Origin of the sequence: Kitasatospora arboriphila, assembly GCF_039528095.1 — a bacterium.
GTDB lineage: Bacteria > Actinomycetota > Actinomycetes > Streptomycetales > Streptomycetaceae > Kitasatospora > Kitasatospora arboriphila.
The window spans coordinates 91,564-117,295 of the sequence record NZ_BAAALD010000007.1 but is presented as its reverse complement, the minus strand read 5'-3'; the positions used below and the strand labels follow the sequence as shown (position 1 = coordinate 117,295).

Annotated in this window: 18 protein-coding genes and 2 pseudogenes; 6 read left to right on the top strand and 14 right to left on the bottom strand. The window is 73.4% G+C overall.

The genetic code is table 11. The features are described from left to right. Together ABD353_RS06160 and ABD353_RS06155 are read right to left on the bottom strand one after the other, a co-directional pair. Positions 1-1,653: WD40 repeat domain-containing protein (locus ABD353_RS06160; protein WP_425555082.1), on the bottom strand; the 1,653-nt coding region annotated here is incomplete at its 3' end. Between the two features lie 70 nt (positions 1,654-1,723). After that, positions 1,724-2,641, bottom strand: a complete 918-nt coding sequence (locus tag ABD353_RS06155; protein ID WP_344622443.1) for a GNAT family N-acetyltransferase — start codon at positions 2,639-2,641, stop codon at positions 1,724-1,726. Between the two features lie 330 nt (positions 2,642-2,971). Between ABD353_RS06155 and ABD353_RS06150 the strand changes: the two genes are divergently transcribed. The 4 genes from ABD353_RS06150 (at position 2,972) to ABD353_RS06135 (ending at position 7,486) form a co-directional block, all read left to right on the top strand. Further along, complete coding sequence (locus tag ABD353_RS06150) at positions 2,972-4,198, top strand: MFS transporter (RefSeq protein WP_344622442.1); 1,227 nt, start codon at positions 2,972-2,974, stop codon at positions 4,196-4,198. 57 nt (positions 4,199-4,255) lie between these two features. Next, a complete protein-coding gene (locus tag ABD353_RS06145; RefSeq protein WP_344622441.1) occupies positions 4,256-4,894 on the top strand; it encodes a TMEM175 family protein in 639 nt (212 codons plus the stop codon). Between the two features lie 223 nt (positions 4,895-5,117). Further along, entirely contained in the window at positions 5,118-6,560 is a 1,443-nt protein-coding gene (locus tag ABD353_RS06140; protein ID WP_344622440.1) for an alpha/beta hydrolase family protein, read from the top strand. 104 nt (positions 6,561-6,664) lie between these two features. Next, positions 6,665-7,486, top strand: a complete 822-nt coding sequence (locus tag ABD353_RS06135; RefSeq protein WP_344622439.1) for a Mut7-C RNAse domain-containing protein — start codon at positions 6,665-6,667, stop codon at positions 7,484-7,486. A gap of 45 nt (positions 7,487-7,531) precedes the next feature. Here the strand turns inward: ABD353_RS06135 and ABD353_RS06130 are convergent. From ABD353_RS06130 to ABD353_RS06110, 5 genes and pseudogenes are all read right to left on the bottom strand, one after another. Next, positions 7,532-7,975: pseudogene (locus ABD353_RS06130) on the bottom strand (SRPBCC family protein); the annotation flags it as partial. Between the two features lie 165 nt (positions 7,976-8,140). Then, positions 8,141-10,531 (bottom strand): annotated as a pseudogene (locus ABD353_RS06125) (glycoside hydrolase family 2 protein); the annotation flags it as partial. A 244-nt stretch (positions 10,532-10,775) separates the two neighbouring features. Beyond that, positions 10,776-12,086, bottom strand: a complete 1,311-nt coding sequence (locus ABD353_RS06120; RefSeq protein WP_344622438.1) for an ABC transporter substrate-binding protein — start codon at positions 12,084-12,086, stop codon at positions 10,776-10,778. 103 nt (positions 12,087-12,189) lie between these two features. After that, a complete protein-coding gene (locus tag ABD353_RS06115) occupies positions 12,190-13,032 on the bottom strand; it encodes a carbohydrate-binding domain-containing protein (protein WP_344622437.1) in 843 nt (280 codons plus the stop codon). Positions 13,033-13,128: 96 nt separating this feature from the next. Further along, complete coding sequence (locus ABD353_RS06110; protein WP_344622436.1) at positions 13,129-14,790, bottom strand: cellulose binding domain-containing protein; 1,662 nt, start codon at positions 14,788-14,790, stop codon at positions 13,129-13,131. Positions 14,791-15,317: 527 nt separating this feature from the next. Here ABD353_RS06110 and ABD353_RS06105 point away from each other — a divergent pair. Continuing rightward, a complete protein-coding gene (locus ABD353_RS06105; RefSeq protein WP_344622435.1) occupies positions 15,318-16,358 on the top strand; it encodes a LacI family DNA-binding transcriptional regulator in 1,041 nt (346 codons plus the stop codon). 46 nt (positions 16,359-16,404) lie between these two features. Here the strand turns inward: ABD353_RS06105 and ABD353_RS06100 are convergent, their stop codons facing one another. The 7 genes from ABD353_RS06100 to ABD353_RS06070 all read right to left on the bottom strand — a co-directional run bounded on the left by ABD353_RS06100 (position 16,405) and on the right by ABD353_RS06070 (position 24,581). After that, a complete protein-coding gene (locus ABD353_RS06100; RefSeq protein WP_344622434.1) occupies positions 16,405-17,433 on the bottom strand; it encodes a LacI family DNA-binding transcriptional regulator in 1,029 nt (342 codons plus the stop codon). Between the two features lie 135 nt (positions 17,434-17,568). Then, positions 17,569-18,852, bottom strand: coding sequence for a glycoside hydrolase 5 family protein (locus tag ABD353_RS06095; protein WP_344622433.1), 1,284 nt, complete (start codon positions 18,850-18,852; stop codon positions 17,569-17,571). 77 nt (positions 18,853-18,929) lie between these two features. Further along, positions 18,930-20,141 (bottom strand): mannose-6-phosphate isomerase, class I, encoded by a 1,212-nt coding sequence (gene manA, locus ABD353_RS06090; RefSeq protein ID WP_344622432.1) that lies wholly within the window; start codon positions 20,139-20,141, stop codon positions 18,930-18,932. A gap of 91 nt (positions 20,142-20,232) precedes the next feature. Next, entirely contained in the window at positions 20,233-21,267 is a 1,035-nt protein-coding gene (locus ABD353_RS06085; protein WP_344622431.1) for a LacI family DNA-binding transcriptional regulator, read from the bottom strand. 59 nt (positions 21,268-21,326) lie between these two features. After that, entirely contained in the window at positions 21,327-22,205 is an 879-nt protein-coding gene (locus ABD353_RS06080; protein WP_425555081.1) for a carbohydrate ABC transporter permease, read from the bottom strand. Further along, entirely contained in the window at positions 22,202-23,167 is a 966-nt protein-coding gene (locus ABD353_RS06075; protein WP_425555080.1) for a carbohydrate ABC transporter permease, read from the bottom strand. The genes ABD353_RS06080 and ABD353_RS06075 overlap by 4 nt, the downstream gene beginning before the upstream one ends. 97 nt (positions 23,168-23,264) lie before the next feature. Beyond that, complete coding sequence (locus tag ABD353_RS06070; RefSeq protein WP_344622430.1) at positions 23,265-24,581, bottom strand: ABC transporter substrate-binding protein; 1,317 nt, start codon at positions 24,579-24,581, stop codon at positions 23,265-23,267. A gap of 337 nt (positions 24,582-24,918) precedes the next feature. Here ABD353_RS06070 and ABD353_RS06065 point away from each other — a divergent pair. Further along, positions 24,919-25,732: ROK family protein (locus ABD353_RS06065; RefSeq protein WP_344622429.1), on the top strand; the 814-nt coding region annotated here is incomplete at its 3' end.

Genomic DNA, 25,732 nt, shown 5'->3' with positions numbered 1-25,732 from the left:
GCCGCCCCCGGGGCGGCCGTCGGCCTCGGCGGTGGCGAGGGCGCGGACGGGGGCGGTGTGGTGGCCGTCGTCGGCGCCCTGCGACGGCGGGCCGGCGAGGTCCCAGGTGCGGAGGGTGCCGTCGTCGCCCGCGGTGACGCAGACCGGCCGGCCGTCGACGACGGCTGCGGCGACGTCCCAGACCTGACCGGCGTGCCCGGTGAGGGGCTCGCCGAGCTGTCGGCCGGTGGTGGTGTCCCACACCCGGACGGTCCGGTCGAGGCCGGTGGTCACCGCGAGGGCGGCGGCCCCGGCCGTCACCGTGTCCAGCGCCCACACCCGGCCGGTGTGGCCGGTCAGCCGCGGGCCGGGCGGGGTGGCGTCGGCGGTCGGCCGGGTGGCGACGGTGCCGTCCTCCTCCGCGGTGAGGACGGCCGGCCGGCCGTTGTGTGCGGTGCGGCGGGACACGGCGGGTCTGCCGTCGGGCCCGGTCGGGCCGAGGACCGCGAGACCGCCGTTGGTCCGGGCGGAGACCAGCGCCCACAGGTCGGCCGACCCGCCGGGGCCCGGTGCGGGCGCCGGCGTCCGGTGTCCGGCGGGCACACCGGTGAAGGTCCGCGGTCCGTCGCCGTGTGGCCGGTCGGCCGTCAGGTCCCAGCGGTGCAGCACTCCGTCGGATCCGGCGACCAGCGCGACACGGCGCTCGCCGAGCCGGACGTCGGTGGTCCGGGCGTCGAGCGCGGCACGGCCTGCGGCCGGCACGGCGGTGAGCTCGGGTTCGGCCTGGTGGTCGAGGGTGACCGCGACGGCCCGGCCGTGCGCGACCGTGAGCTCCGACACGCCGTGCAGGGCGCTTCCCTGAGTCCGCGGCAGCTCAGCCTCGGCGAGCGGGAGTCCGCTGTCGAGGTCCCAGAACCGCGGTGTCCCGCCGGTCGCGGGCGTCTCGGCCCACGCCGTGCCGTCGGCGTACAGGCGGGCCCGCAGCACCGGCCGGCTCTCGCCGACGGACGTGCCGCCGGCGGGCGGAACCAAGTCGCGGACCTCGACCGGCCGGTCGCCCGGTGCCGAGACGGCCGTCCGGCGGCCGCCGAGGGTGCAGACCGTCACGACCGCCGGATGGGCGCCGAGCAGGCCGCCGGTCGCCTCGTCCCAGACCTGCAGGGTCCGCGCCGCGTCCATGGTCAGCAGCACGGCGCGGCCGTCCAGCTCGGTGCGTTCCACCAGGGCGACGACCTCGCCGACCGGGCGGCCCGTCCGCAGGTCGCGGACCGTGACGGCCTCGTCGGTGTCGAGGCCGAGGACCAGCGGGCGGCCGTCGACCTCGGCCACGGCGAGGGCCAGCGCCTCGGCCGTCACCGAGGAGAGCCGGTCGGTGCGGCCGGACGGCCAGGCGTGCACCTGCTGCCCGGTCGCCGTGTCCCAGACCCGGACGGTGGTGTCGCGGCCCGCCGACACCACCATCGGGCGGCCGTCGACCACGGCCACGGCCACCGCCTTCGCCGGGCCGTCGTGGCCGGTGAGGGTCCGCCGCAGGCGTGGGTCCGCGGCGGGTCCGTCCACCCAGGCGGTGTGCCACTCCGGGGCCACGTGCCCGGTCACCTCGTGGGAGTCGTCGGGTGCCGTCGCCGGACCCCGACCGTCGCCCGAACTGCTGCCCCGCCCCGTGTCGTTCATGACCTGCACCGTAGCCGCCGCCACCCACAACCCGTGCGGGCGGGACGCCCACGGCCCCGCCGCGAGGACGTCAGCCCCAGGCCATCACGTACTCGTGCTCGAACACGGTGTACCCGGCCCGGCCGAAGGCGGCCGCCATCGGCGTGTTGCCGACGTCGGTGGAGGCCCGGACCGTGTCGGCGCCGGCCTCGGCCAGCACCCGGGTGCCCTCGGCGAGGAGTTCCTCGGCCAGGCCCCGGCCGCGGTGGGCGGGCAGCACGCCGAGGTAGGCGACGATCGGCCGGTAGGCGTTGCGGGCCGCGATCACCAGGCCCACCGGCTCGCCCGTCCCGGCCGATTCGGCGACCCGCCACCACGCGCGCGGGGTGGCGTAGTGCGCGAACTCCTCGTCGTACTGGAACTGCGCGGCCTCGCGGGCCGTCATCCGGGCCAGGTCGTCGCGGCTGTGGGCGTCCAGGGTGCCGCTGAGGATCCCGGTGCAGAGGTCGACCACCTCCGCCTCACCGGCGGCGGGCCGGAAGCGCAGCCGCCCGGTCGGGCTCGGCACGGGAGTGCCGGCGCGCCACTCCAGGCGCAGCCGTTCCACGAACGGCACGGCGCCGAGCCGTTCCACGACCGCGAGCGGGCCGTCGACGGCGGCGCGCACGGCAGGGTCCGCGCGCCAGCCGGCGGGCAGGAACCGGGTGTACTTCGGCGGCACCGCGCCCTCGGGCACGACGGCGGCGAGGGCGTGCCGGAGCAGCGCCTCCGCGGTGGCCCGGTGGCCGGGCAGGTGGTCGAGCACGTCCAGCAGCAGCGGCTCGGTGCTACCGGGCGGGCACCACCAGCCGGCGCGGGCGAGCAGCCGCCCGTCGGCGTCCAGCGCCGTCCAGAGCAGCTCCGCACGGCGCCGCCCGGAGGCGAGGTCGCCGGCGATCTCGTGGTTGAACAGGTACGGCAGCCGGTTGAACAGCTCCACCTCGTCCGGCCCGGTGATCGGGCGCAGCACGATGCCGTCGGTGGTGGAAGGGACAGGTGGTGCGGGTACAGCTGGTGCGGGGACTGCTGGTGCGGGTACTGCGGTCAAGGCACGCTCCGTGGTGTGGTGCGCCCGGCCGCTCCGGTCAGCGCTGCTGCGCCGCCCGGGAGGGTCCGTGCGCGGTCGTCCTGCTGGTCATCGCCGGCCCTCCTCTCACGTGGTCTCGGTGACGTTCCGTCAGCCTCGAGTTCTACCCCTCCGGAAGCAACGGATGCAAACGATTATCCGCAGGCCCCGCGCCTGCTATCCTGTGTGCGCTGCCTTCGGAGCCCACACTGGGCCTGTCCGGAGGCTTTTTTCATGCCTTCCGACACGCTCGCACCTCCCTCGTCCGCCGCCCCGACCACCTACCGCACGCTGCTGCGCACCGGGCAGTTCGCCGCCCTGTTCACGAGTTTCACGCTGACCGTGGCCGCGAACGCGCTCGCCGGCCTCGCCCTCGGCACCCTCGTCGGCCGGCAGACCGGCTCGCCGTTCCTGACGGCGGTCAGCATGTACGGCACCACGTTCGCGACCGTCCTCGGCGCGTTGACCCTGATGTCGGTCGCCGACGGGCGCCGCCCGCGCCGGACCCTGCTGGTGCTGCACGGCGTGTCGTTGGCGGGCACGGCCGCGCAGGCGGTGCCCGGCCTGCCGCTGGTGGGCCGGTTCGGTGTGCTCGTGGTGCTGGGCTTCGTCCAGTCGCTGGGGACGGCCACCCGGATGGGGCTGCTCGCCGAGGCGGTGCCCGCCGCCGGGTACGCGCCGGCCCGTTCCCTGATGAACATCGCCTCGGGCGGCCTGACCGTGCTCGGCTGCGCCGCGGGCGCCGCGCTGCTGCAGCAGGTGGACCCGCAGCGGGTGCTCGCCGTGGCGGCCGGGCTGAGCGCGCTGTCGCTGCTCGTGGTGGCGGCCGGTGTCCGGGAACGCCCGATCGGCCCGCTGCGCAGGCCGGGCCTGCGCAGCACCTGGGCGACCAACGCACTGCTCTTCGCCGACCCGGGCCGACGGGCGCTGCTGCTGAACCTGTGGGTGCCGAACGGGCTGGTGGTGGGCTGCGAGGCGCTGTTCGTGCCGTTCGCCCCGGAGCGTGCCGGTGTCCTGCTGGCGGCCGCCTCGGCGGGCATGATGGCCGGCGACCTGGTGGTGGGGCGGCTCGTCCCGGCCGCGGTGCGCCACCGGCTGGCGTTCCGGCTGCGGCTGCTGCTGGCGGTGCCGTTCCTGCTGTTCGCGCTCCGACCGCCGACGGCCGTGCTGGTGGTGGCCGTGTTCGCGGCGGGCGCCGGGTTCGCCGCGACGCTGCCGCTGCAGGAGCGGCTGTTGGCGCTGACGCCGGGTCAGGTCCGCGGCCAGGTGCAGGGGGTGGAGTCGGCCGGCCGGATGACCTGGCAGGGCATCGGCGCCGCGCTCGCCGGCGGGACGGCCCAGGTCCTCGGCACCGGGACGGCGATCACCCTGCTGGCCGCGGTCTCCGTCGCGGTCACGGTGCTCTCCCGCCCGGCCGTCGCCCGGGCGGGACGCGCGGCGGGCGGCGGGGGCGTGTCGTAGCGGCCGCGGGGGCACGGTCGGCGGCGAGGATGGGCCGGACCGACGAGGGAGGCTGCGGTGCAGGCGAGGAAGCTGCGGAGATTCGAGGCGCGCGCCGCGGACCGGCTGATCTTCTTCTCGGACGCCGTGGTGGCGATCGCCATCACCCTGCTGGCACTCGAACTGCCGGTGCCGGAGGGGCCGACGGTCGCCGCGTTGCGCTCCGCCGTCCACGACGACCTCGGCCACTACACGGCCTTCCTGATCAGCTTCGCCGTGATCGGCGCCGCCTGGGGCCAGCACAACCGGGCCTTCCGGTACACCGAGCGCGCCGACGACCGGTTACGGGCCCTCAACGCGGGCTGGCTGCTCACGATCGTGCTCAACCCCTTCGCCACCAAGCTGCTCACCACCGAGGGGGACGACACCGACACCGTCGGCCTGCGGTTCGGGTTCTACGCCCTGCTGCAGTGCCTGGCGCACGCCTCGGTGATCGCGATGGAGCGCCGGATGACGACGCGGCAGCTCCGCGACCGCGACGTCCCGCCCGAACTGGTCGCCGCCGGGGACCCGGTGCTGTACGGGCTGCTGCTGGGCTTCGGCCTGTCCGTTCCGCTGTTCTTCGCGACCCAGTACGCCTGGATCCTCTGGATCGTCGTCCCCGTCGGGGCCGGGCAGCTCTCCCGGTACCGCGCCCGGACGGCCGCCGCCGACTGACCGGGCGCCGCCGCCCGCTGCCGGAACGGCCCCTGCCGGGAAGGTGCCCGGAGTCGCGAAGGGTGCCCGGTGCCGGGACGGTCCGCCGCCGGGACGGTCCGCCGTACGCCGCGAGGTGGAGGCCGCACGGCTCCGGGATTGGTCTCCGGGCGTATGCGGGCGCGACCTCCGAGCGATGCGGCGGCGGGCCCCGCCCGGCCAGCATGGCCGGGTGATCGAGGACATGACGTGGTTTCGGATGACCGTGCCGGAGCTCCTGGCGGTGCTGGGGGCGGTGGCGTTGGTGCTGGCCCGGTGGCTGCCGCCGGCGGCCCGGCGGGTGGTGGCGGTGGCCGGTGGCGGTGCCGTCCTGGTGGGCGGCACGGTGGCGGCGCTGACCGGTGGACTCCGCTGGCAGCTGGCGCCGGTGTTCGCCACGGCGGTGCTGGTCGCGCCGTTCGCCGTCGCCCCGCTGCTGCCGCGGCGGCCGGGCCGCACGCCGCGCCGGGCGCGCCGGTGGCTCGCGGTGCCGGCCTCGGCGGTCTGCCTGCTGCTGGTCGCGGCGGGCCCGGCGGCGGCCTGGGCCTTCCCGGTGCCGGAGTTCCCGCGGCCGACCGGCCCGTACGCGGTGGGCACCCGGGTGGTGGAGTGGACGGACGGGCAGCGTCCGGAGCCGGCCACCGACGACCCCGACGACCGGCGCACCGTGGTCGTCCAGCTCTGCCGCCCGGCCGAGCCCGCCGCCGGCGCCGCTCGCGCCCGCTACCTGGGGCGGACGGCGCAGGAGTCCCGGACGGTCGCCGACGCCCTGGCCGGGTACGCCGGGCTCCCGGGCCTCCTGCTCGACGGGCCGGCCCGCGCCCGGACCCGGGCGGTGCCCGACGCCGCGGTGGCGGCCCGCGGCGGGCGGTTCCCCGTGGTGCTGTTCTCGCCGGGTCTGGGAGGCGTGCGCGGTCAGAACACCGCCTGGGCGGAGGAACTGGCCAGTCACGGCTACGTGGTGGCCGGCCTCGACCACCCCTACGACTCGGCCGCCGTGGTGCTGGCCGGCGGCCGGACGGTCCGCACCCGGGTGACGGCCACCGGCGACCGGGCCGAGGACGAGCGGCGGGCGGTCGGATGGAAGGAGGTCCGGGCCGCCGATCTCGGCTTCGTCCTCGGCCGGCTGCAGCGGATCGGGCGCGGACAGGACGCGGACCCGCTGGCCGGCCGCCTCGACACCGAGCGGGTCGCGGCGGCGGGTCACTCGCTCGGCGGGGCCGCCGCGCTGCTGGCCGCCCGCCGGGACGCGGGCTTCGCCGCCGCGATCGACCTGGACGGCGCCCCGCACGACCCCGACCCGCAGCCCCTCCACCGGCCGGTCCTCGCCCTCACCCAGGAGATCGGGCCGCAGACCGACCCGGACTACCTGCCCGCCCTGCAGAAGGTCCTCGATCGCGACACCGCGGTCTCCTACCGGCTCACCGTGCCCGGCACCGCGCACCTCACCTTCACCGACGCGCCGCTCTACCTGCCGCCGGCGCCGTCCCTGGTCGGCACCCTCGACCGCACCGACGGGCCCCGGCTGACCGCGGCCGCGTGCCTGGCCTTCCTGGACGCCGTCCTGCGCGACCGGCCGGGCGACCCGGCGGCTGCCCTCGCCCCGCTCGGCGAGCTCACCGTCCACCACGGGCAGGGACCGGGCTGACCGGCGGGGCGAGCGGCGAGCGTCCGGCGGGCCCGCTGACACCGGCGGTGCGCCGGGGTGGAAATGGGGCGACCGGCGCACCGTCGTCCTGGCATCCTGGGCGTGTGGAGAGAGCGGAGATCCGGATCGAGTTCGTCCCCGAGCTGCACGTCTTCGTGAACGCGCGCAGGCGGACGGGCCGGTCGGCGGTGACGACCGACGGCAGTTCGACCCTCGGGCACGTGGTGGAGTCGCTCGGCGTCCCGCTGACCGAGGTGGGCGGCCTCGTCGTGGACGGTGCGCCCGCGGACACCTCCCACGTGCCCGCGGCGGGCGAGGAAGTGGCCGTGCTCGCCGTCGCCCGGCCGCAGCTGCTCGCCGGGCCGCCGCGCTTCCTGCTCGACGTCCACCTGGGCACCCTGGCCCGGCGGCTGCGGCTGCTCGGGGTGGACGCCGCCTACGAGAGCACCGACATCGGCGACCCGGCGCTGGCGGCCCGCTCGGCCGCCGAGCAGCGCGTGCTGCTCTCCCGGGACCGCGGGCTGCTGCACCGCCGCGAGCTGTGGGCCGGCGCCTACGTGTACAGCCACCGCCCCGCCGACCAACTGCGGGACGTGCTCTCCCGGTTCGCTCCCCCGCTGGCCCCGTGGACGCGCTGCACCGCCTGCAACGGGACGCTGCGCGAGGCCGACAAGACCTCGGTGCGCGAGCACCTGGAGCACGGCACCGAGCGTTCGTACGACGTCTTCGCCCAGTGCACGGCCTGCGACCAGGTGTACTGGCGCGGCGCCCACCACGAGCAGCTGAGCGGCATCGTCACCGAGGCGGTGGCGGAGTTCGGCGACGGAACGGCGGACGGGGCGGCTCCGTCCGGGCCGCTGCACACCTCGGTGGCCGCACAGCGCCGCCGCCCGGACGGGGCAGCGGTGGGCGCCGGGCCTGCCTGAGCGGGGTCCGCCGGGCAGCGCACCCGGTCGCCGTCCGACCGGTCCTCAGGCCGGGGGCAGGCAGGCGTCCCGGAGGCGGTGGAGGGTGGTGCGCATCCCCGCCCGGTTGCGTTCCGCGCGCTGCGCGGCGGGCGTGCCGGAGAAGACCAGCCCGAGGGTCTCCGCCACGGCCGCTCCCGCACCGCCGCGCCGCTGGTCGATCCAGTACTCGGTGACCAGCGTGCCGTCGCCCTGCGCTTCGAGGCGGTAGCCCCAGCGGGCCACCGGCAGGCCGAAGGTGGTGACGTCGAAGGCGAACTCGCGCTCCGGCTCGGCGACGACGATCCGGCAGGTCGTGAACCAGACCCAGCCGGCCCGCCGGTTGAAGCCGACGAAGTTCCGGCCGCGCCGCCAGACACCCACCACCTCGGGGCTGAACTCCTTCATCCGGCGCACGTCGGCGAGCAGCGCGTACACCGCGTCCGGCGGGACGGCGGGGAACTCCAACGACTCCTCGACGGTCCAGATCCGCGCGGCACCCATCGGCCGGTCTCCTCCCCCTGCGGTGTACGCGAGGCGGCCACCGCCCCCGCGGGCAGCACGATACGCGTGGGCGCCCCACGGCGGTATCCGCCCCGCGGCCGCCGCGGCCGCGGGGGGCGAACGGGCGGGTTGTTCGACGCAGAAGAGCGCCCTGCGGGCGGCCCCGGCCGTCAACCCCGGGCAGCCGGTGACGCGGACGACGGCCTGTTCCCCCGGCAGCAGGGTCAGCAGCCCGCGGTCGGCCTCGGCGGCCGGGTCGATCCGGTCCGCCTGGAGCAGCAGGTCGCGAACGAGGGTGCGGGCGGTGACCACCACCTCCGCCGTGTCGCCGCCGCCCTCGACGGAGCGCACCGCGACGTCGAAGTCCGGCTGCGGGTAGCCGAACAGCCGGTCGGTGACGGCGAAGTGCACGGCCCGCAGCCCGTCGGCGTCGACGGCCAGGTACTCCTTCGCCGAGCCCTCGGACGGGGCGAGGGCGGGCGGCACGGTCAGCCGGGTGACCGAACCGGGTGCGACGACGGCCTCGGCGGCCGTGTCGGCGGTGAGGGTGCCGTCCGCGGTGAGGCGGCGCAGGCGCAGTGCGGGCGTCCACGGTTCGGCGGCCTGGTTGACGAGCACGATCTCGAGGGCGCCGTCCGCGGCGGGCTGCACGGTGAGCAGGCGGTCGGCGTAGAGGCGGCGCAGCTCGTACCAGAGCGGCTTGCGCCGGCCGTCGCCGTCGACGGCGGCCCAGGAGGAGACCGGCCAGCAGTCGTTGAGCTGCCAGACGACGGTGCCCGCGCAGCGCGGCCAGTGGGAGCGCCAGTGCTCGATGCCGGTGGCGATCGCGCGGGCCTGGACGAGCTGGGCGAGGTAGTGCCATCGGTCGAAGTCGGCGGGCGGTTCGAAGTGCCGGGCGATGCCGCGGTCGAGCTTGCCGTTGCCGTCCTCGGCCTTCTGGTGGTGGAGCATGCCGGGCGAGTCGGGGGCGAGGTCCTCGCCGGTCAGGGCGCGCTGCAGGGTGGCGAGGGCAGGGGGCGCCTGCCAGCCGAATTCGGCGACGAACCGGGGGACGCTGTCGCGGTACTCGCTGTAGTCACGGCGGTTCCACACCTCCCAGGAGTGGTGGGTGCCGTGGTCGGGGTCGTTGGGGTGGTGGTCCCAGGAGCCGGACCAGGGGCTGCCGGCGCTGTAGGGGCGGGTGGGGTCGAGTTCGGCGACGATGCGGGGCAGCAGGCCGAGGTAGTAGCCCTCGCCCCAGGAGTCGCCGGCGAGTTCGGGCTCCCAGCCCCAGTCGCGGAAGCCCCAGAGGTTCTCGTTGTTGCCGTTCCACAGGACGAGCGAGGGGTGGGGCGCCAGTCGGGTGACGTTGTCCCGGGCCTCGGCCTCGATCTCGCCGCGCAGCGGCTGCTCCTCGGGGTAGGCGGCGCAGGCGAAGAGGAAGTCCTGCCAGACCATCAGACCGAGTTCGTCGCAGGTGTCGTAGAAGGCCTCGTCCTCGTAGATGCCGCCGCCCCAGACCCGGATCAGGTCGATGTTGGCCTCGGCGGCCTGGGTGAGGCGGGTGCGGTAGCGCTCGGGGGTGACGCGGGTGACGAGGGTGTCGTCGGGGATCCAGTTGGCGCCGCGGACGAAGAGGCGTTCGCCGTTGACGACGAGGGTGAAGCCGGTGCCGTGTTCGTCGGTGCTGCGGTCGAGTTCGACGGTGCGGAAGCCGATCCGCCGCTGCCAGGTGTCCAGTGTCCCGCTGCCGTCGGCGAGGGTGACGTCCAGGTCGTACAGGGGTTGGTCGCCGCGGCCGCGGGGCCACCACAGGGCGGCGTCGGGGACGTCGAGGACGAGGATGCCGGTGTCGCCGTCGAGGGCGGTCTCCGTGGTGTGTCCGGCGGCGGTGGCGCGGACGGTGAGCGGGCGTCCGGCGCCGGTGGCGGTGCGCTCGACGGCGAGGTGGAGCTCGACCCGGCCGGTGCTGCCGTGCACGGTGACCAGCGGGCGCACCTCGGCCAGGCGGGCGGTGGACCAGTGTTCGAGCCGGGCGGGCCGCCAGATGCCGGAGGTCGGCAGGGTGGGGCCCCAGTCCCAGCCGAAGCTGCTGGCCATCTTGCGGATGTACTGGAACGGCTCCGGATAGACGTTGGGGCGGGCGCCGGTGGTTGCGCGGACCTCGTCCGCCTCCTGGTAGGGACTGGTGAACCGGACGGCGAGGTCGCCGGTGAGGCCGGTGGTGTCGAACCGGTACGTGCGGTGCATGTTGCGGGTACGGCCGAGTTCGGTGCCGGCCAGGGTGATCCGGGCGGCGGTGTCCAGACCCTCGAAGACCAGGTCGGTGCGCTCGTGGCTGCTGCCGTGGTCGAGCCGGGTGGAGTACGTCCAGTCGCGGCGGCCGATCCAGGCGGCGTCCTTCTCGTTGGTGTGGAGGTACGGGTCGGCGAGCAGCCCGGCGTTCAGCAGGTCGGTGTGGACGCAGCCCGGGACCTGGGCGGGGAGGAGTCCGCCGTCGTGGTGCAGGCTCCAGCCCCGGTCGAGCTGGGTGACGTCCTTCATGTGCGGCTCCTGTTCGCTTGGCCGGGCAGGGGGGTGACTGCCGCGGGTGCGGTGCGGCTGTGGTGCGAGCAACCGTAGCCCGGCCGTTCGGTTCTGTCTATAAACCGGTTCAGTTTGTTCATTGCGACGAGAATATCCGTCATGAGCTGCAAGATTGCCGGGCCGGCCTCGGCGCGCCCCACAGGATCGCGCGATAATTCGCCACATGAACTTTACCGGTTTGGTGCGATCGTCCGCCGGCCGCTCACCCGGCCGGCACGCGCTGCGCCGCGGCCCACTCCGCGTTGAGCTCGGCGAAGTAGCCGTCGCGGTCGCCGGGTGCGGCGCCGCGTGCGATGTCGATCAGCCTGCGGCGGTAGTCGGGGGTGTCGAGGCCGATGCCGGCGGCCTTGTCGATCCTGCTGACATCGGCCGTCCGGTCCTGGGCCTGAGCGACGATCCGCACACCGCGCTCGTCGAAGGGCTTCAGGACGGCCGGTAGCGGCGTCCCCTTGACCGTGGAGATCACCTGTTCGTCCTGCGCGCTGCCCGAGCGGGTGAGGAACCAGTCGATCCAGGCCCGCGCCGCGTCCTGGTGCCGGGAGTGCTTGTTGACGGCGAACTTGTAGTCGGGCTCGACGACCGCGCAGTGGTGGCTGTTCTTCTGCACCGGGAAGGGCATGAAGCCGATCTCGGCGGGATCGTGCCCGGCGGCCCGGGCGGCCGCCTGCATCTGCGGCACGGCCCATGACCCCAGCAGCATCGCACCGATCCGCCCGCCGCCCATGAGCGCCTTGGAGGTCTCCCAGTCGGTGGCGGTGGGGTCGCCCTCGGAGAGCTTCTGGTGCACCACGTCGTAGAGCAGTCCGTCGATCGCGTTCAGGTCCTGGCCGGCGCTCCACGGCCGGGCGGTGTCGGCCAGTTGGTCCTTGGCGGTGTTGCTGCAGCTCGGGGCACCGATCAGGTCCGTCCACTGGCGCAGCGGCCAGCCGTCCTTGTAGTTGGTGTAGTACGGGACGGCCCCGGTGCGGGTCTTGATCGCCTTGAGATCGGCGAGGAAGTCCGCGGCGCTCCGCGGCCAGTCGGTGATCCCGGCCTGCTCCCAGACCGCCTTGTTGTAGACGAGCCCGGTGGCCATGCCGATGCCTGCGACGCCGTAGACCCGGCCGCCGACATCGGCGTACTCGGTGAAGTCGAAGCTCTGGGCGAGGTCGGTCGCGGAGCCGAGCGGTGCGAAGTAGGCCGGGAACTGGCTCACCGACAGGCTGTTGGGGATCAGCAGCACATCGCCGTACGTCCCCGCCTTCATCCGGAGGGTCGCCTCACCCTCGTAATCGGTGAGCCCCTCGAACCTCACGGTGACGCCGGGGTACTCCTTGCGGAAGGCATCGGCGTACCGCTTGAAGGTGCCGTCCTTGATCCGGTCGGTCCGGTTGGTCAGCACGGTGATCTCGCCGGAGACCGCGGCCGGGTCGGGCGGCGCGATCGGGGAGGTCGGGCCGACGGCGCCCTGGCCGCCACAGGCCGTCAGCACCGCGGCGGTCGCGGCCCAGACGGCTGTCCATCGTCTTCGCATGTCGGGTGGTTCCTCTGCACGGGTCGTTCGGAGCACGGAGGGGACGGCGCCGCACGGCGGCCGGCGGACCGGGCGCGGCGCCGTCCCGTGAGGGGTGGACGGATCAGATCGCGGGGACCTGGACCCAGAAGCGGGTGTCGTTGCCGAGGTTGGCGGAGTCCGCGTCGAGCTGAGCCTTGATCCAGTACACGGCGGCCCTGTACGCGGCGATGTCGGCCGTGTTCGGGCTGGACAGGCCGGAGGCGCCGTTGCGGTGGCCCGCGAACCAGGTGTCCAGGCCGTAGTGGCTCTGACTCTGGTGCAGGCAGGAGACGTCCTGGCCGAGGCTGCTGTTGAGCGCGGCGCCGTTGTTGTACTGCCCGGCCCCCTGCCCGCCGAACTGGGCACAGGCGGACCGCAGCATCAGCCAGTTCTGCTTGAAGATGCCGAAGTTGGCGGCGTCACCGCTCTTGTTGTCGCCGTAAGGGTAGGCGGTGTCCATCCGTTCGGTCTCCAGCATGGCCACCGCGAGGTCGAGGCTGCTGCCGCCCGCGTTCCGGACCTGCTGCTTGCGGCTGCCGAGGCCGCCGACGGTGTACGAGCCGCAGGTCGCTCCGGACGGGCAGGCCGAACTGCCGGAGCCGGAACCGGAATCGGAGCCGGTGCGGACCACGCAGGACCGGTTGTTCTCCCAGCCCCAGCCGTCCCCGTCCGGATCGCTCGCGCTCCCGTTGGCGCAGTACGGGTAGCCGTTCGGCGCCGTCCCGGCGTCCGAGCCGGTGCGGACCACGCAGGACCGATTGTTCTCCCAGCCCCAGCCGTCCCCGTCCGGGTCGCTCGCGCTCCCGTTGGCGCAGTACGGGTAGCCGTTCGGCGCCGTCTCGGCGGCGGCGGTCGGGGCGAGCGCGAGGGTGAGCGCGGCGAGGGTGCCGACGGCACTGCCGAGCAGCGATGCGGTGCGCCTCATGGGGGTGTCCTCTCTCTCCTGTGTGCACGGGTGGTGGGGCTCCGGCCCGCGGCCGCCGCGTGCGGCGGAACGGCGGCGGGCCGGAGCACGTCGGAGTCAGAAGGTGCTGCAGACCTGGCCGTTGAGGCGGAAGTCCGCCGGTGCGCCGTTGGTGCCCGGGACGGAGGAGGCGCTGAAGCCGAAGTTGACGCTCGCGCCCGGTGCGACGACCGTGTTGTAGCCGGAGGGGTTGGTGGCGACGACCTGCTTGCCGCTCTGCGTCCAGCCGGCGTTCCACATCTGGGTGATCCGCTGGTCGCCGGGGAAGGCGAAGGCCAGCTGCCAGCCGTCGACGGCAGTCGTGCCGGTGTTCTTCACCGTCACGTCGCCGTTGAAGCTGGTGCCCCAGTCCGAGAGGCCGTAGTGGACCGAACACGGGCCGACCGCCGGAGAGCCGGTGGCACTGGGACTCGCGGAACCGGAGGGCGAGACCGAGGCCGACGCGGACGGCGACGGCGACGAGGAGGAGGGCGACGAGGAGGGCGTTGCGGACGGCACGGTCGGTCCGCTCTTGGCGGCCATCCGATCGGAGTGGGCGCGGAAGACCGCGAGCTCGGCCGCCCCGGCCATGACGCCGAACTTCCCGTCGACGTTGTGGTCCTCGTACCACCAGAAGGCACTGCCGTCACCGCCGGCCGCCTCGAAGTCCGCGTAGATCGCACTCCACCAGGCGGAACGGTCGACGTTGTGCACGTTGAACTCGCCCATGAAGAAGGGCTTTCCGACCAGATTGTGCGAGTCGGAGATCCACGACCGGATCAGCGCCTTGGTCTGGTCGATCGTCAGATTCGCCCAGGACTCCGTCGGGTACGGGTGCGCCGAGGTGTAGTCGATGTACGGCGACTGCTGCACCTGCACGAACGGGTTGCCCTCGTCTCCGCCGAAGCCGTACGAGGTGCCGTGTCCCTCGAGGCCGACGCCGACCATGTGGGTGGTGTCGATCCCCTTCACGAAGGCGCCCATCTCGTCGACCCAGGCGCGCAGCGTGGTGCCGAGGACGTTCTCGGCGGCGCTCTGCCCCTCGTAGCGGGGTTCGTTCATCAGGTCCCAGGCGAAGATCGTGGGATCGTCCTTGTACTTCACGCCGCTGTAGTGGTTGGTGCGGTTCAGGGCGTAATCGACGTAGTTCTTGTACGAGGTGAAGCAGCCGGGGCAGCGGCTCCGGTCGAAGAAGGCCGCGCGGCCGGGCTGGCCACCGGACAGGCCCTCCCAGCGGAGCCTGGCGTCGATGCCGCCGTACGCCTCCCAGTAGTTCTCGAACACCGGGACCAGCCTGAGGTTGTGCGCCTTGGCGGAGACGAGGATGTAGTCGAAGAGCGCGAACTGCTGCTCGTCGTAGACGCCCTTGCTCGTCTCGAAGCCGTGCCAGCTCTCGTGGTTGAACATCCACAGCCGGACGACGTCCACCTTGTCGGCCTGCAGGTTCGCGAAGTGGGCGTCGATCCGGGCCTTGTCCATGAACTGGCTCTCGGTGTCCCCGGACGCGGCGCCGTAGGCGAACATGTCGTAGGTGTTGGTACCGGCGAAGTAGTACTCCTTGCCGTTCAGGCAGAAGTGGATGCCGCAGCGGGTGGCGAAGGCCTCGGCCACGCCGGTGCTGCCGTCGGCAGCGGAGGCGGTCGCCCTGAGGCCGGCGAGGCCGGCCAGGGCGAGGACGCCGGCGAGCAGCAGCGCCAGGGGCCGCAGGCGGCCGGCGCCGGGGTGGGGGTGATGGTGCACGCGCTTCCCTTTCGTCCCGGGGTGGGATGGGTGATGGGGCGTGGACCCGGCGGCGCGGCGCGCCCGGAGGACGCGGGAGCTGCCGGGGCGGTGCGGGCCGCACGGCGCGAGGGCGCCGGGGTGCGGACGGGGCGGCGGTGCGGACGGGGTGTTGGGGCGTCCGTCCGCACCGCGTCAGTGGCTGCGCCGGGCGTGCCGCGACCGGCCGCGAGGTACCGGAACGGCTCGGTTCGGCACGGCACGGCCGTTCGACGGCACGGAGTGGGTGCGACGGCGCAGGGGCGGGGCGAGACGGTGCGGAGGGACCCGGGCGAGAGGTGGCCGCCCGCGGTCGCACCGTGCTGCACTTAACCGCTTAACTGAGAGCCACCGTATGGTCCGCATCACAGCTGTGTCAACAGTCGGTTAACCGGTTTCCTAACTTGACCGAACATTCGGCCCGGGGCGGCAGACACCGCCGGTGCCGGCCGTAGTAGCTTGAGGGAGGTACAGCGGCTTCATCGGTTCAGAAGGGTCTCGTGGATCAGGTGTCCCAGCAGCAGAGTCCTCCGGCACGGCGACCCACCATCAGCGACATCGCCCGGATCGTCGGGGTGTCCAAGGTGTCGGTCTCCAACGCGCTGAACGGGCAGCCCGGCGTCTCCGAGGCGACCCGGCAGCGGATCGTCGCCGTCGCCGAGGAGATCGGCTTCGTCCGCAACAGCGCCGCCCGGGCGCTCAGCGGGGCGAAGGCCGCCGCGGTGGGCCTGGCGCTGTGCCGGCCGGCGCGCATGCTCGGCACCGAGCCCTTCTTCATGGAGCTCATCGGCGGGATCGAGAACGTACTGTCGGACGCGTCCTATTCGCTGGCGCTCCAGGTCGTGTCGGACCACGAGCGCGGCCTCGAGGCCTACCGCCGCTGGTGGGGCGAACGGCACATCGACGGCGCGATCCTGGTCGACCTGCGCGAGGACGACGACCGGGTCCCCGCCCTGGAGCAGATGGGCCTGCCCACGGTGGTGATCGGCCACCCCTCCGGCTCCGGCTCGCTGACCCCCGTCTGGTCCGACGACGCCGCCGCCGTCCGGGAGACGGTGGAGTACCTGGCTGCCCTCGGCCACCGCCGGATCGGCCGGGTGGCGGGCCTGCCGGGCCTGGTGCACACCTCGATCCGCGACCGCGCCTTCGCCGAGGTCTGCACCGAGCTGGGCGTGGAGGCCGTGCCCACCGTGCACACCGACTACACCGGAGAGGACGGCGCCCGCGCGACCCGGCGCCTGCTGCTCTCCCCCGTGCGCCCCACGGCGGTGCTGTACGACAACGACATCACCGCGGTCGCCGGGCTCTCGGTCGCCCAGGAGATGGGCCTTCAGGTCCCCCGTGACCTGTCGATCGTCGCCTGGGACGATTCGCCGCTGGTCCAGGTGGTACGTCCGGCCCTCACCGCGCTCACCCGCGACATCCACGCCTACGGCGCGCATGCGGCGCGCACCCTGCTCGCACTGATCGCCGGGCAGTCGGACGGCGGCTACGAGGACCTCGCCCCGCGGCTCACCCCGCGCGGCAGCACCGCGGCACCGTCGGCCTGACCGGGGCCGGGGCCCGGTGGCCGGTGTCCGCCCGGCTCGGGCCGGCTCAGGCGGGGCGGGGCGGCGGCGGGGTGGTGCCGCGCGGAACCAGGACGGGGGCCCCGAAGACCCGGGACGGCGCGTGCCCGCTGTCCAGCAGTTCGAGCAGGCAGCGGGCGACCTCGGCACCGAAGGCGAACGGGTCGTGGCTGAGCGCGGAGAGAGCGGGCCAGGTGATCCGGCACAGGTCGGAGTCGTCCCATGCGACCAGGGACACGTCCGCCGGCACGCGGAGTCCCATCTCGGCGGCCACCGCGACACCGGCCACCGCCATGATGTCGTTGTCGTAGAGGATCGCCGTCGGCCGGTCGCCGGCAGCGAGCAGTGCCCGCGTCGCCCGGGCCCCGCCGTGCGCGGACAGGTCGGTGTGCACAGCGGGCCCACCCGCCAGGTCCAGCTCCGCCGCGGTGGCCTCGAAGGCCTGCGCCCGCTGGATGCTGCGGCCGAGCGACGCGGGTCCGCGGACGTGGGCGATCCGGCGGTGGCCGAGGGCGGCCAGGTAGCGGACGGCCTCGGCCGTCGCCGCGGCATCGTCACCGGAGACCGCCGGGAAGGGCCCGCTGAACTCGGGCGGGGCCACCGCCACCACCGGCATGCCCAGGTGGTGCACCGCCTCGATCCGCGGATCGTCCGCCGAAACCCCGATCAGGACCGAGCCGTTGACCCGCCCGGACTGCCACCACTGGCGGTACAGCGCGACCTCCGCCTCCCGGGAGGCGGCGATGTGCAGCAGCAGGGAGCAGGACCGCTCGGTCAGCACGCTCTCGATGCCGCCGATCAGCGCCATGTGCACTGAGTCCAGGCCGGTGCCGACCGTGTCGCGCGCGATCGCCATCCCGATGGTGTGCACCTGCGCACCGCGGGCGAGCGAGCGGGCCGCGAGATTGGGCGACCACCCGAGCTCCTTCGCCGCCTCGACGATCCGGCTGCGGGTCTCCGCCGAGACACCGGGCCGGTCGTTGAGTGCGAGCGAGACCGCCCCCGCCGACACCCCGGCGCGGGCGGCGACGTCCCGGATCGTCACCCGGCGTCCCATGGTGCATCCCTCTCCGTCGACCCGATGGGCGGCCGCGGGCGCGGCTCGCACCGCCCATCCTGTCAGGTCGGCGGCTCCGATCGGGACACGGCGTCCGCCGCCGGGCGCCGAACCGGGACGGGTCGGGGCGACGGGTCAGTCGGAACCGCTCATCGCCCGGGCGTGTGCGGCGAACAGCCGGGCGGTGGTGACGGTCGGGTTGGCGGGGTCGTTGTTCCACATCACGCGGTGGCCGTCGTAGTCGGGGTAGAAGGAGCCGTCGTCGACGCGGGAGGTGAGCAGCCAGAACTGGTCGCCGGCGCCGCCGCCGCTTCGGACGGCATCGGTCCAGGCGGCGTAGGCGCGGTCGCGGGCCGCGGTGTCGGGGATGTCGCGTCCGGCGTCGATCTGCAGCCCGAACTCCTCGACGACGACGGGCTTGCCCATGGCGCGGCCGTCCCGGAGGTGGTCCTCGATCCAGCGGGTGCCCCAGGCCGTGGCGTCGGTGCCCGGCTTGGAGCCGCTGGTCTCGCCCCAGTTCTGCGGGTAGACGTGGACGGTGCCGTAGTCGACGGCCGGCAGTGCGGTGAGCTTCCGCCAGTCCGCGCCCTCGTAGTCGGAGTACGGGTAGTCGGCGTGGTCGGCCTCGCCGTAGAAGCCCTCGTCCCCGACGGCCAGCAGTTGGCGGGGCGCGAGCTTCTTGACGTGCTCGCTCATCTCCGCGGCCCAGGCGAGCAGGGTGCGGCCGCTCTTGTCGCTGCGGCAGCGCGGCTCGTTGGCGAGCTCGAAGGCCATCACCGTCGGGTCCTCGCAGTAGCGCAGCCCGGTGTAGGGGTTGCGGTGCCGGACGAGGTGCTCGGCCCACGAGCGGTAGCAGGCCCTGATGCCGGGGTCGGTGTAGAAGCGGTCGTGGTGGGTGCCGTCCCCGTAGGAGTCGTCGGGGAGGCCGAGGAACCACTGGACGTACTGCTGCATGCCGCCGTAGTCCGGCCAGTTGTTGACCAGCGGGAGGACGAGGCGCAGGCCGAGCTGTCCGGCCTTGTGGACGGCGTAGTCGAGGGAGTCGAGCGCGGCGTCGTCGTAGGCGTAGGGCTTGGGCTGCAGCGGTCGGTACGAGTGGCCGGCGCCGTCGGCGAAGGCCCAGGCGCGGATGACGCCGAGGCCCATGGCGGCTGCGTCGTTCAGCACCGCGTCGATCATGTAGTGGGACTGCTGGTGCAGGTAGTAGCAGTTGGTGCCGGCAAAGCGGAACGGCTGTCCACCGAGGCGGAGTTCGCCGCGCCGGGCGGTGACGAAGCCCCGGTCGGCGCGGCGGGCGGCGGTGTCGGCGGCTGCGGCGGGGGCGGCGAGGGCCGTCGCGGAGGTGGCGGCGAGGCCGGCGGCGGCCGCGGCGCCCAGCAGAGTGCGGCGGCTGGGGCGGGTGGTGCCGGACAGGGTCATGGTGGTCCTCGGGAGGCGGGGCGCAGGCTGCGCCGGTCGGGTGGGAGTGGTGCCGGCAGTACGCGGTGGGCGGAGGGTCAGGCGGGCACGCGGGCGCGGTAGAGCGTGGCGTGCCCGTCGAGCCGGACGGCGGTGGCGGCCGGGAGGTAGGCACTGCTGCCCCGGTGGAGAGCGAGCGCGGGGCCGTCCGGCTGGCCGAGGCGGGCGGTGCCGCCGGTGCAGAGCAGGATCTGCGGGCCGTGGTCGCGGAGGTCGGCGGTACCGGCGAGGTCGAGCCGCGAGAGGGCGAACTCGGCGGCGGGGGCCGGGTAGTGGGTCTCGCCGCGGGTGTCGCTGCGGGGTGACAGCACGTCCGGCTCGGTGGGCCGGAAGTCGACGACGGCGGCGAGCGCGTCGGTGTCGACGTGCTTGGGGGTCAGTCCGCAGCGCAGCACGTTGTCGGAGTTGGCCATGATCTCGACGCCGGTGCCGTGCAGGTAGGCGTGCGGGAGGCGGGCGTCCAGGTGGATCGCCTGACCCGGCCGCAGGTGGACGTGGTTGAGCAGCAGGGCGGCGACCAGACCGGGGTCGCCGGGGTAGTCGCGGGCGGCGGCTGCATAGGCGGCGTAGGTGCGGGTGTGCGGGCCGGGCTGCTCGGCGGCGCGGGCCAGCGCGGTGGTGAGTTCGGTGGCGGCGCCGGTGGCACGGGCCCGGCCGGGGCCGAGTGCCTCGGTGAGGACGGTGCGCAACGCGGTGGCCGGCTCACCGGCACGCAGCAGGTCCAGCCAGGGGCGGAGTGCGGGGACGTGCAGCGGGGCGAGCAGTTCGGCGGTGGCGGCAGGGTGCCGGAAGCCGCACAGGGCGTCGAAGTCGTCGAGGGCGCACAGCAATTCGGGCTTGTGGTGGCGGTCCCGGTAGAGCCGGTGCGGGGCGTCGAGCGGGATTCCGGCGGCCTCCTCGGCGGCGTACCCGGCCTCCGCCTGGGCGGCGGTGGGGTGGACCTGGACGGAGAGGGCGTGCTCGGCGGCGAGGACCTTCAGCAGGAAGGGGAGGCGGGCGCCGAAGCGGCCGGCGGTGGCGGCGCCGAGTTCGCGCCCCGGGTCGCGGGCGATGACGTCGGTCAGGTCTTCGGAGCCGGTGCCGCGGTGCAGCCGCGAGGGGGCCTGGGGGTGGGCGCCGAGCCAGAGTTCGGCCTGCGGCTGCCCGGTGGGCGGGGTGCCGAGGAGTGCGGGGACGGCGGTGGTGGAGCCCCAGGCGTAGGGGCGGATCCGGTTGGTGAGCAGGCCGGCGGCGGGACGGTGCTCGGTCATGGGTGCTCCGGTTCGGGTGGTCCGGTCCGCCCCCGCCATTCCTGACCCTCAACAGGGAGGCGGGGGCGGACCGGGGTCTGGTGGTGGCGGCTCAGGCGGCGCGGGGCGGCGCGCTGCTGCCGCGCGGGACGAGGACGGGGGTCGGTGCGGGGCCCGGGGTGACGGGCCTGCGGTCGATCAGGTCGTAGAGGCTGCGGACGACCTGGGCTCCGAAGCCGTGCACGTCGTGGCTCATGGCGGAGAGCGGCGGGTGGGTGAGGCGGCACAGCTGGGAGTCGTCCCAGGCGATGAGGCTGAGGTCGCCGGGGATGTGCAGGCCGAGTTCGCGGGCGACGGCGGCACCGGCGACGGCCATGATGTCGTTGTCGTAGATGATCGCGGTGGGCCGGTCCACGGCGGATGCGAGCAGGTCGCGGGTGGCGCGGGCACCGGCCCGGCCGGAGAAGTCGGTGGGCAGGCTGCGGGCCGGTTCGAGTCCGAGATCGGCGGCGGTCCTCTCCAGGGCGCGGGTGCGGATGGCGGTGTGGCCGAGGGCGGGATCACCACCGACCCGGGCGATCCGGCGGTGGCCGAGCAGGGCAAGGTAGCGGACGGCCTCCTCGACGGCGGCGGCGTCGTCCGTCCAGACGGCGGCGGCGCGTCCGTCGGTGAGACCGGGGTGGCCGGCGGCGACGGCGGGCATGCCGAGGCGGGCGAGGGCGGGGATCCTGGGGTCGTCCTCGGTGAGGTCGACGAGGATGCAGCCGGCGACACGGCGGTCCTTCCACCAGGCGCGGTGGACGGCGGTCTCCCGGTCGCGGTCGTGGACGAGCCGCAGCAGCAGCGAGCCGGACCGCTCGGCGATGACGCCGGCGATGCCGGAGATGAACTCCGTGTAGAAGGGTTCGAGGCCGAGTTGGCGGGCGGGCCGGGCGAGGACCAGGCCGACGGTGCCGTCGGCCGGGGTGGCGCGGGCGAGGCGGTGGGCTGCGGTGTGCGGGGTCCAGCCGAGTTCGATGGCGGCGGCACGGATCCGCTCACGGGTCGGTGCGGAGAGCCCGGGCCGGTCGTTGAAGGCCAGCGAGACGGCGCCGGCGGAGACGCCGGCCCGGGCGGCGACGTCGCGGATGGTGATGCGCGGGCTCATCGCTCGTCGCTCCTGGATCCGGGGCGCGGCACCGCGGCACAGGTGCGGTGCCGCGCCGGTCACTTGGTCGATCCGGCGGCGAAGCCGCTGTAGATGAACCGCTGGAGGGCGAGGAACACCACCAGGGTGGGGAGGATGACGAGGACGGTGCCGGCGGAGATCGTCTCCCAGTGCGCTCCGAACGGCCCCTTGAAGCGGAAGAGCGACGTGGAGACGGTGCCGAGTTCGGAGTCCGGCATGTAGAGGAAGGGGATGTAGAAGTCGTTGTAGACGGTGATGCCCTTGATGATGACGACCGTGGCGATGGCCGGCTTCAGCATCGGCAGGATGATCCGCCGGTAGACGGTGAAGCTGTTGGCGCCGTCGAGCCGGGCGGCCTCGTCGAGGGAGACCGGGATCGAGCGGATGAACTGCAGGAACACGTAGATGGAAACGATGTCGGTGCCGAGGTAGAGCAGGATCGGCGCCCAGCGGGTGTTGAACGCGCCGAGGTCGTTGACGATCTGGAAGGTGGCGACCTGGGTGGTGACGCCGGGCACGAGCGTGGCCACCAGGAAGAGCCCCATGACGAGCTTCTTCAGCCGGAACTCGAACCGGTCGACGGCGTACGCCGTCATCGAGCCGATGAGCACCGTGCCGGCGGTCGACACCACGAGGATGACCGTGGTGTTGAGGAAGGCCTGGAGCATCCGGCCCTCATCGAACGCCGTCAGGTAGTTCCCGAGGTTGAGCCAGTTGTCGGGCGGTGTCAGGGGGCCGGTGGTCTGGGCCTCCGTGCCGTCCTTCAGCGAGGTGAAGAGGATGACCACCATCGGCACGAGGACGATCGCACTGGCGATCACCAGCGAGAGGTACTTGGCGGTGCCGCCGGCGGTGATCCGGGGCGTCCGGCGGATCCGGCCGGTCCGGGGCGCAGCGGCGGTGTCGGGAGTGGTCACGAGAGTTCAACCCTCTCCTCCGGCACCAGGCGGCGCTGGATCCAGGTGACGAGCAGGATGACGGCGAGCAGGACGACGGCGCTCGCGGAGGCGAGGCCGACCTTGTCGAACCTGAAGGCGAGCTTGACGGTCTGGATGACGAAGGTCTCGCTGCCGTTGGCGCCGCCGGTCATGATGTACGGGATCTCGAAGACGGCGAGCGAGCCGGAGATCGCGAGGATCGCGCTGAGGCTGATGATCGGTTTGATGCTCGGGGCGATGATGTGCCGGAACTGCTGCCAGCGGTTGGCGCCGTCGAGGGCGGCCGCCTCGTAGAGGTGGCCGGGGATCGACTGGATCGCGCCGAGGAACAGCACCATGTTGAGGCCCGTGTAGCGCCAGACGGAGACGCCGGCGAGCGACTTGTTGACGAGGTCGGGGTCGCCGAGCCACATCTGCCTGCCGTGGTAGCCGAGCAGCTGCAGCACGGAGTCGAGGGTGCCGCCGGGCTGGAAGAAGTACAGGAAGACGAAGCCGATCGCGACGCCGTTCACCAGGTAGGGGAAGAACAGGATCCCCTTGAACAGGTTGCGGAACTTCGTGTTGAAGCTGAGCACAGTGGCGAAGTAGAGCGCGGCCGCGATCTGCACGAAGGACGCCGCGAGGTAGACACCGCTGACCAGGAAGACCTTGAACAGCTCGGGCCGGGTGAAGAGCTGGACGTAGTTGTCCGCGCCGACGTTCTCCTTGGTGGGGCTGAGGCCGTCCCAGTCGGTGAGGCTGTAGCCGAGCATGTCGACGATCGGCAGGTAGGTGAACGTCACCAGGAGGGCGAGCGGGACGAGCAGGTAGAGCCAGGGGGTGAACCACCGGTGCCTGCGGGCGGTTCGCCGGTGCAGCGCCGGCTTCATCGGTGCAGCGGGCTCGGCCGGGGCGACCGCGGCCGGCCCCTGCTTCCTGTCCTTCTGCAGTGCAGTCATCATCGTTCCTTCGTTGAGCACGACGCCCGGAGTGCGGCACGGCGGAGCCCGCCGGCTGGGGAGGTGACGGGCGCTCGCCGCGCCGCCGGTCCGGGGTGGGTCAGCCGGCGACCGTCTTCTGGGCCTCGGACCACTTCTTGTTCAGGTCCGCGAAGTAGCTGTTCTTGTCGCCCTGGGCCGCGCCGCGGGCGATGTCGATCAGCTTCTGCCGGTAGTCCGGGGTGGTCAGGCCGATCTCGGACGCCTTGTCGATCTTGCTGATGACGGCGGCGTTGTCCTGATTCTGACCGAGGAGCAGGGTGACGCCCTTGTCCTCGAAGGGCTTCAGCACGGTCGGCATGGCGCTGCCCTTGACGGAGGAGACGGCCTGCTCGGCCGCGGCGCTGCCGGACTTGTTGATGTACCAGTCGATCCAGGCGCGGGCGGCCTCCTTGTTCTTGGAGTGCACGTTGACCGCGTACTTGTAGTCGGGCTGCAGGATCGTGCAGAGCTTGCCGCCGGTCGCCTGCGGGAACGGCAGGAAGCCGATGTCGTCCGGGTTCTGACCGGCCTTCTTGGCGGCCTCCTGCATCTGCGGGATCGCCCAGGAGCCCAGCACCATGCTGCCGACCTTGCCGGTGGCGAGCAGGTTCTTGGAGTTCTCCCAGTTGGTGGTGGTCGGGTCGTCCTCGCTGAGCTTCTCGTGGACGATGTCGTAGAGCAGCCCGTCGATGGCGTTGAGGTCCTGGCCGGCGGCCCACGGCTGGGCGGTCGTGGCCAGCGCGTCCTTGCCCGCCCGGTTGCAGTTCGGCGCCCCGATGCTGTCGGTCCACTTCTGGATCGGCCAGGCGTCCTTGTAGTTGGTGTAGTACGGGGTCGCCCCGGTCTTCTCCTTGATCGCCTTCAGGTCGGCGATGAACTCCGCGGAGGTCTTCGGCCAGTCGGCGATGCCGGCCTTCTGCCAGAGCGCCTTGTTGTAGACGAAGCCGGTGGCGGTGCCGTAGTTGGGCAGGCCGTAGACCTTGCCCTTGACGGTGGTGTACTCGGTCCAGTTGTACTTCTGCGACAGCTCGGAGGCGTCGCCGAGCGGGGCGAAGAAGTTGGCGTACTGGTTGATCGACACGTTGTCCGGGATGAGCAGCACGTCACCGTAGTTCTCGGTGTTCATGCGGATCTTGGTCTCACCCTCGTAGTCGGTGAGGCCCTCGAACTTGACCTTGACGTTCGGGTAGAGCTCGGCGAACTCGGCGGCGTACTTGTCCAGCGAGCCGTCCTTGATCTGGTCCGTGCGGTTGGTCAGGACCGTGATCGCGCCCGAGACCTTGGCCGGGTCCGAACCCGCGGTGGCCGCGGAGGAGGAACTCCCGCCGCCCTCGCTGCTACAGGCCGTGAGCACAACCATGGCCGCGGCCGCGGCGGCCACCCATCCTCTTCGCATCTTCGTCCGTCCTTCGCGCTGATCGTCCTGGTGATCGGGGAGCAGCCGCCGGAGTCGACGCGGCGACCTGTCTCGGCTGCTGGCTGCTTAACGTAGACGTCACTTTCCAGCCTGTCCATAGACCGGTCAAGATTGATATTCAGGGCTTCTGTTAACAAGCAGCACCTAATTTACTAAACGATTGCCTAACCGAATGACGATTCAATCTCGCCCGAGGACCGTCGGGCGGTCGGCCTGGACATCGTTGTCATCGGCGCTCCAGAATCGAGCGGACCGACCCGGCGCAGCCCTGCCCGAGCGCCGGACGCTCCCCCGTCACACCCGCGGAGACGTCACGATGAGTTACAACAAGGCCCTCGCGGTCGACGACCGGCACACCATCGCCAAGCCCCTGCTGGCGGCACTGGACATCGGCGGGACCAAGATCGCCGGAGGCCTGGTCGACGCGGACGGCACCCTGCTGCACCACGTCCAGCTGCCCACTCCCGCCAGGGGCAGCGCCCGGGAGATGCGGGAAGCGGTGGAGTCGGTCCTCAACGCCCTCGCGGACCACCCGCTGTGGGCCTGCGTCCGCGCGGTGGGCATCGGCAGCGCCGGCCCCGTCGACACCCGGGCGGGCACCGTCAGCCCCGTCAACATCCCCTCCTGGCGGGCCTTCCCGCTCCACGCGGAGGTCACCGCGCACCGTGCGGTCGACGGTCTGCCGGTCGTCCTCGGCGGTGACGCCATCGCGATGACCGCGGCCGAGCACTGGCGCGGCGCAGCCCGCCCGTACCGCAACGCCCTGTGCCTGGTGGTCTCCACCGGCGTCGGAGCCGGGCTCGTCCTCGACGGCCGCCTGCACACCGGCCCGAGCGGCAACGCCGGCCACCTCGGCCACATCAGCGTCGACTTCGCCGGGCGCCCGTGTCCCTGCGGCTCACGCGGCTGCCTGGAAGGCCTCGCCAGCGGCACCGCCATCTCCCGCACCGCCGTCGACAGCGGCTGGCAAGCGCCGGCCGGCGACGCCTCGGCCGCCGCCGTCGCGACCGCCGCCCGACTCGGCGATCCGCTCGCCCTCCGCGCCTACGACCGCGCGGCCCGCGCCCGCGCCGCCGGCATCGCCGCGACCGCCACCCTGGTGGAGATCGACGCCGCCCTCGACGGCGACC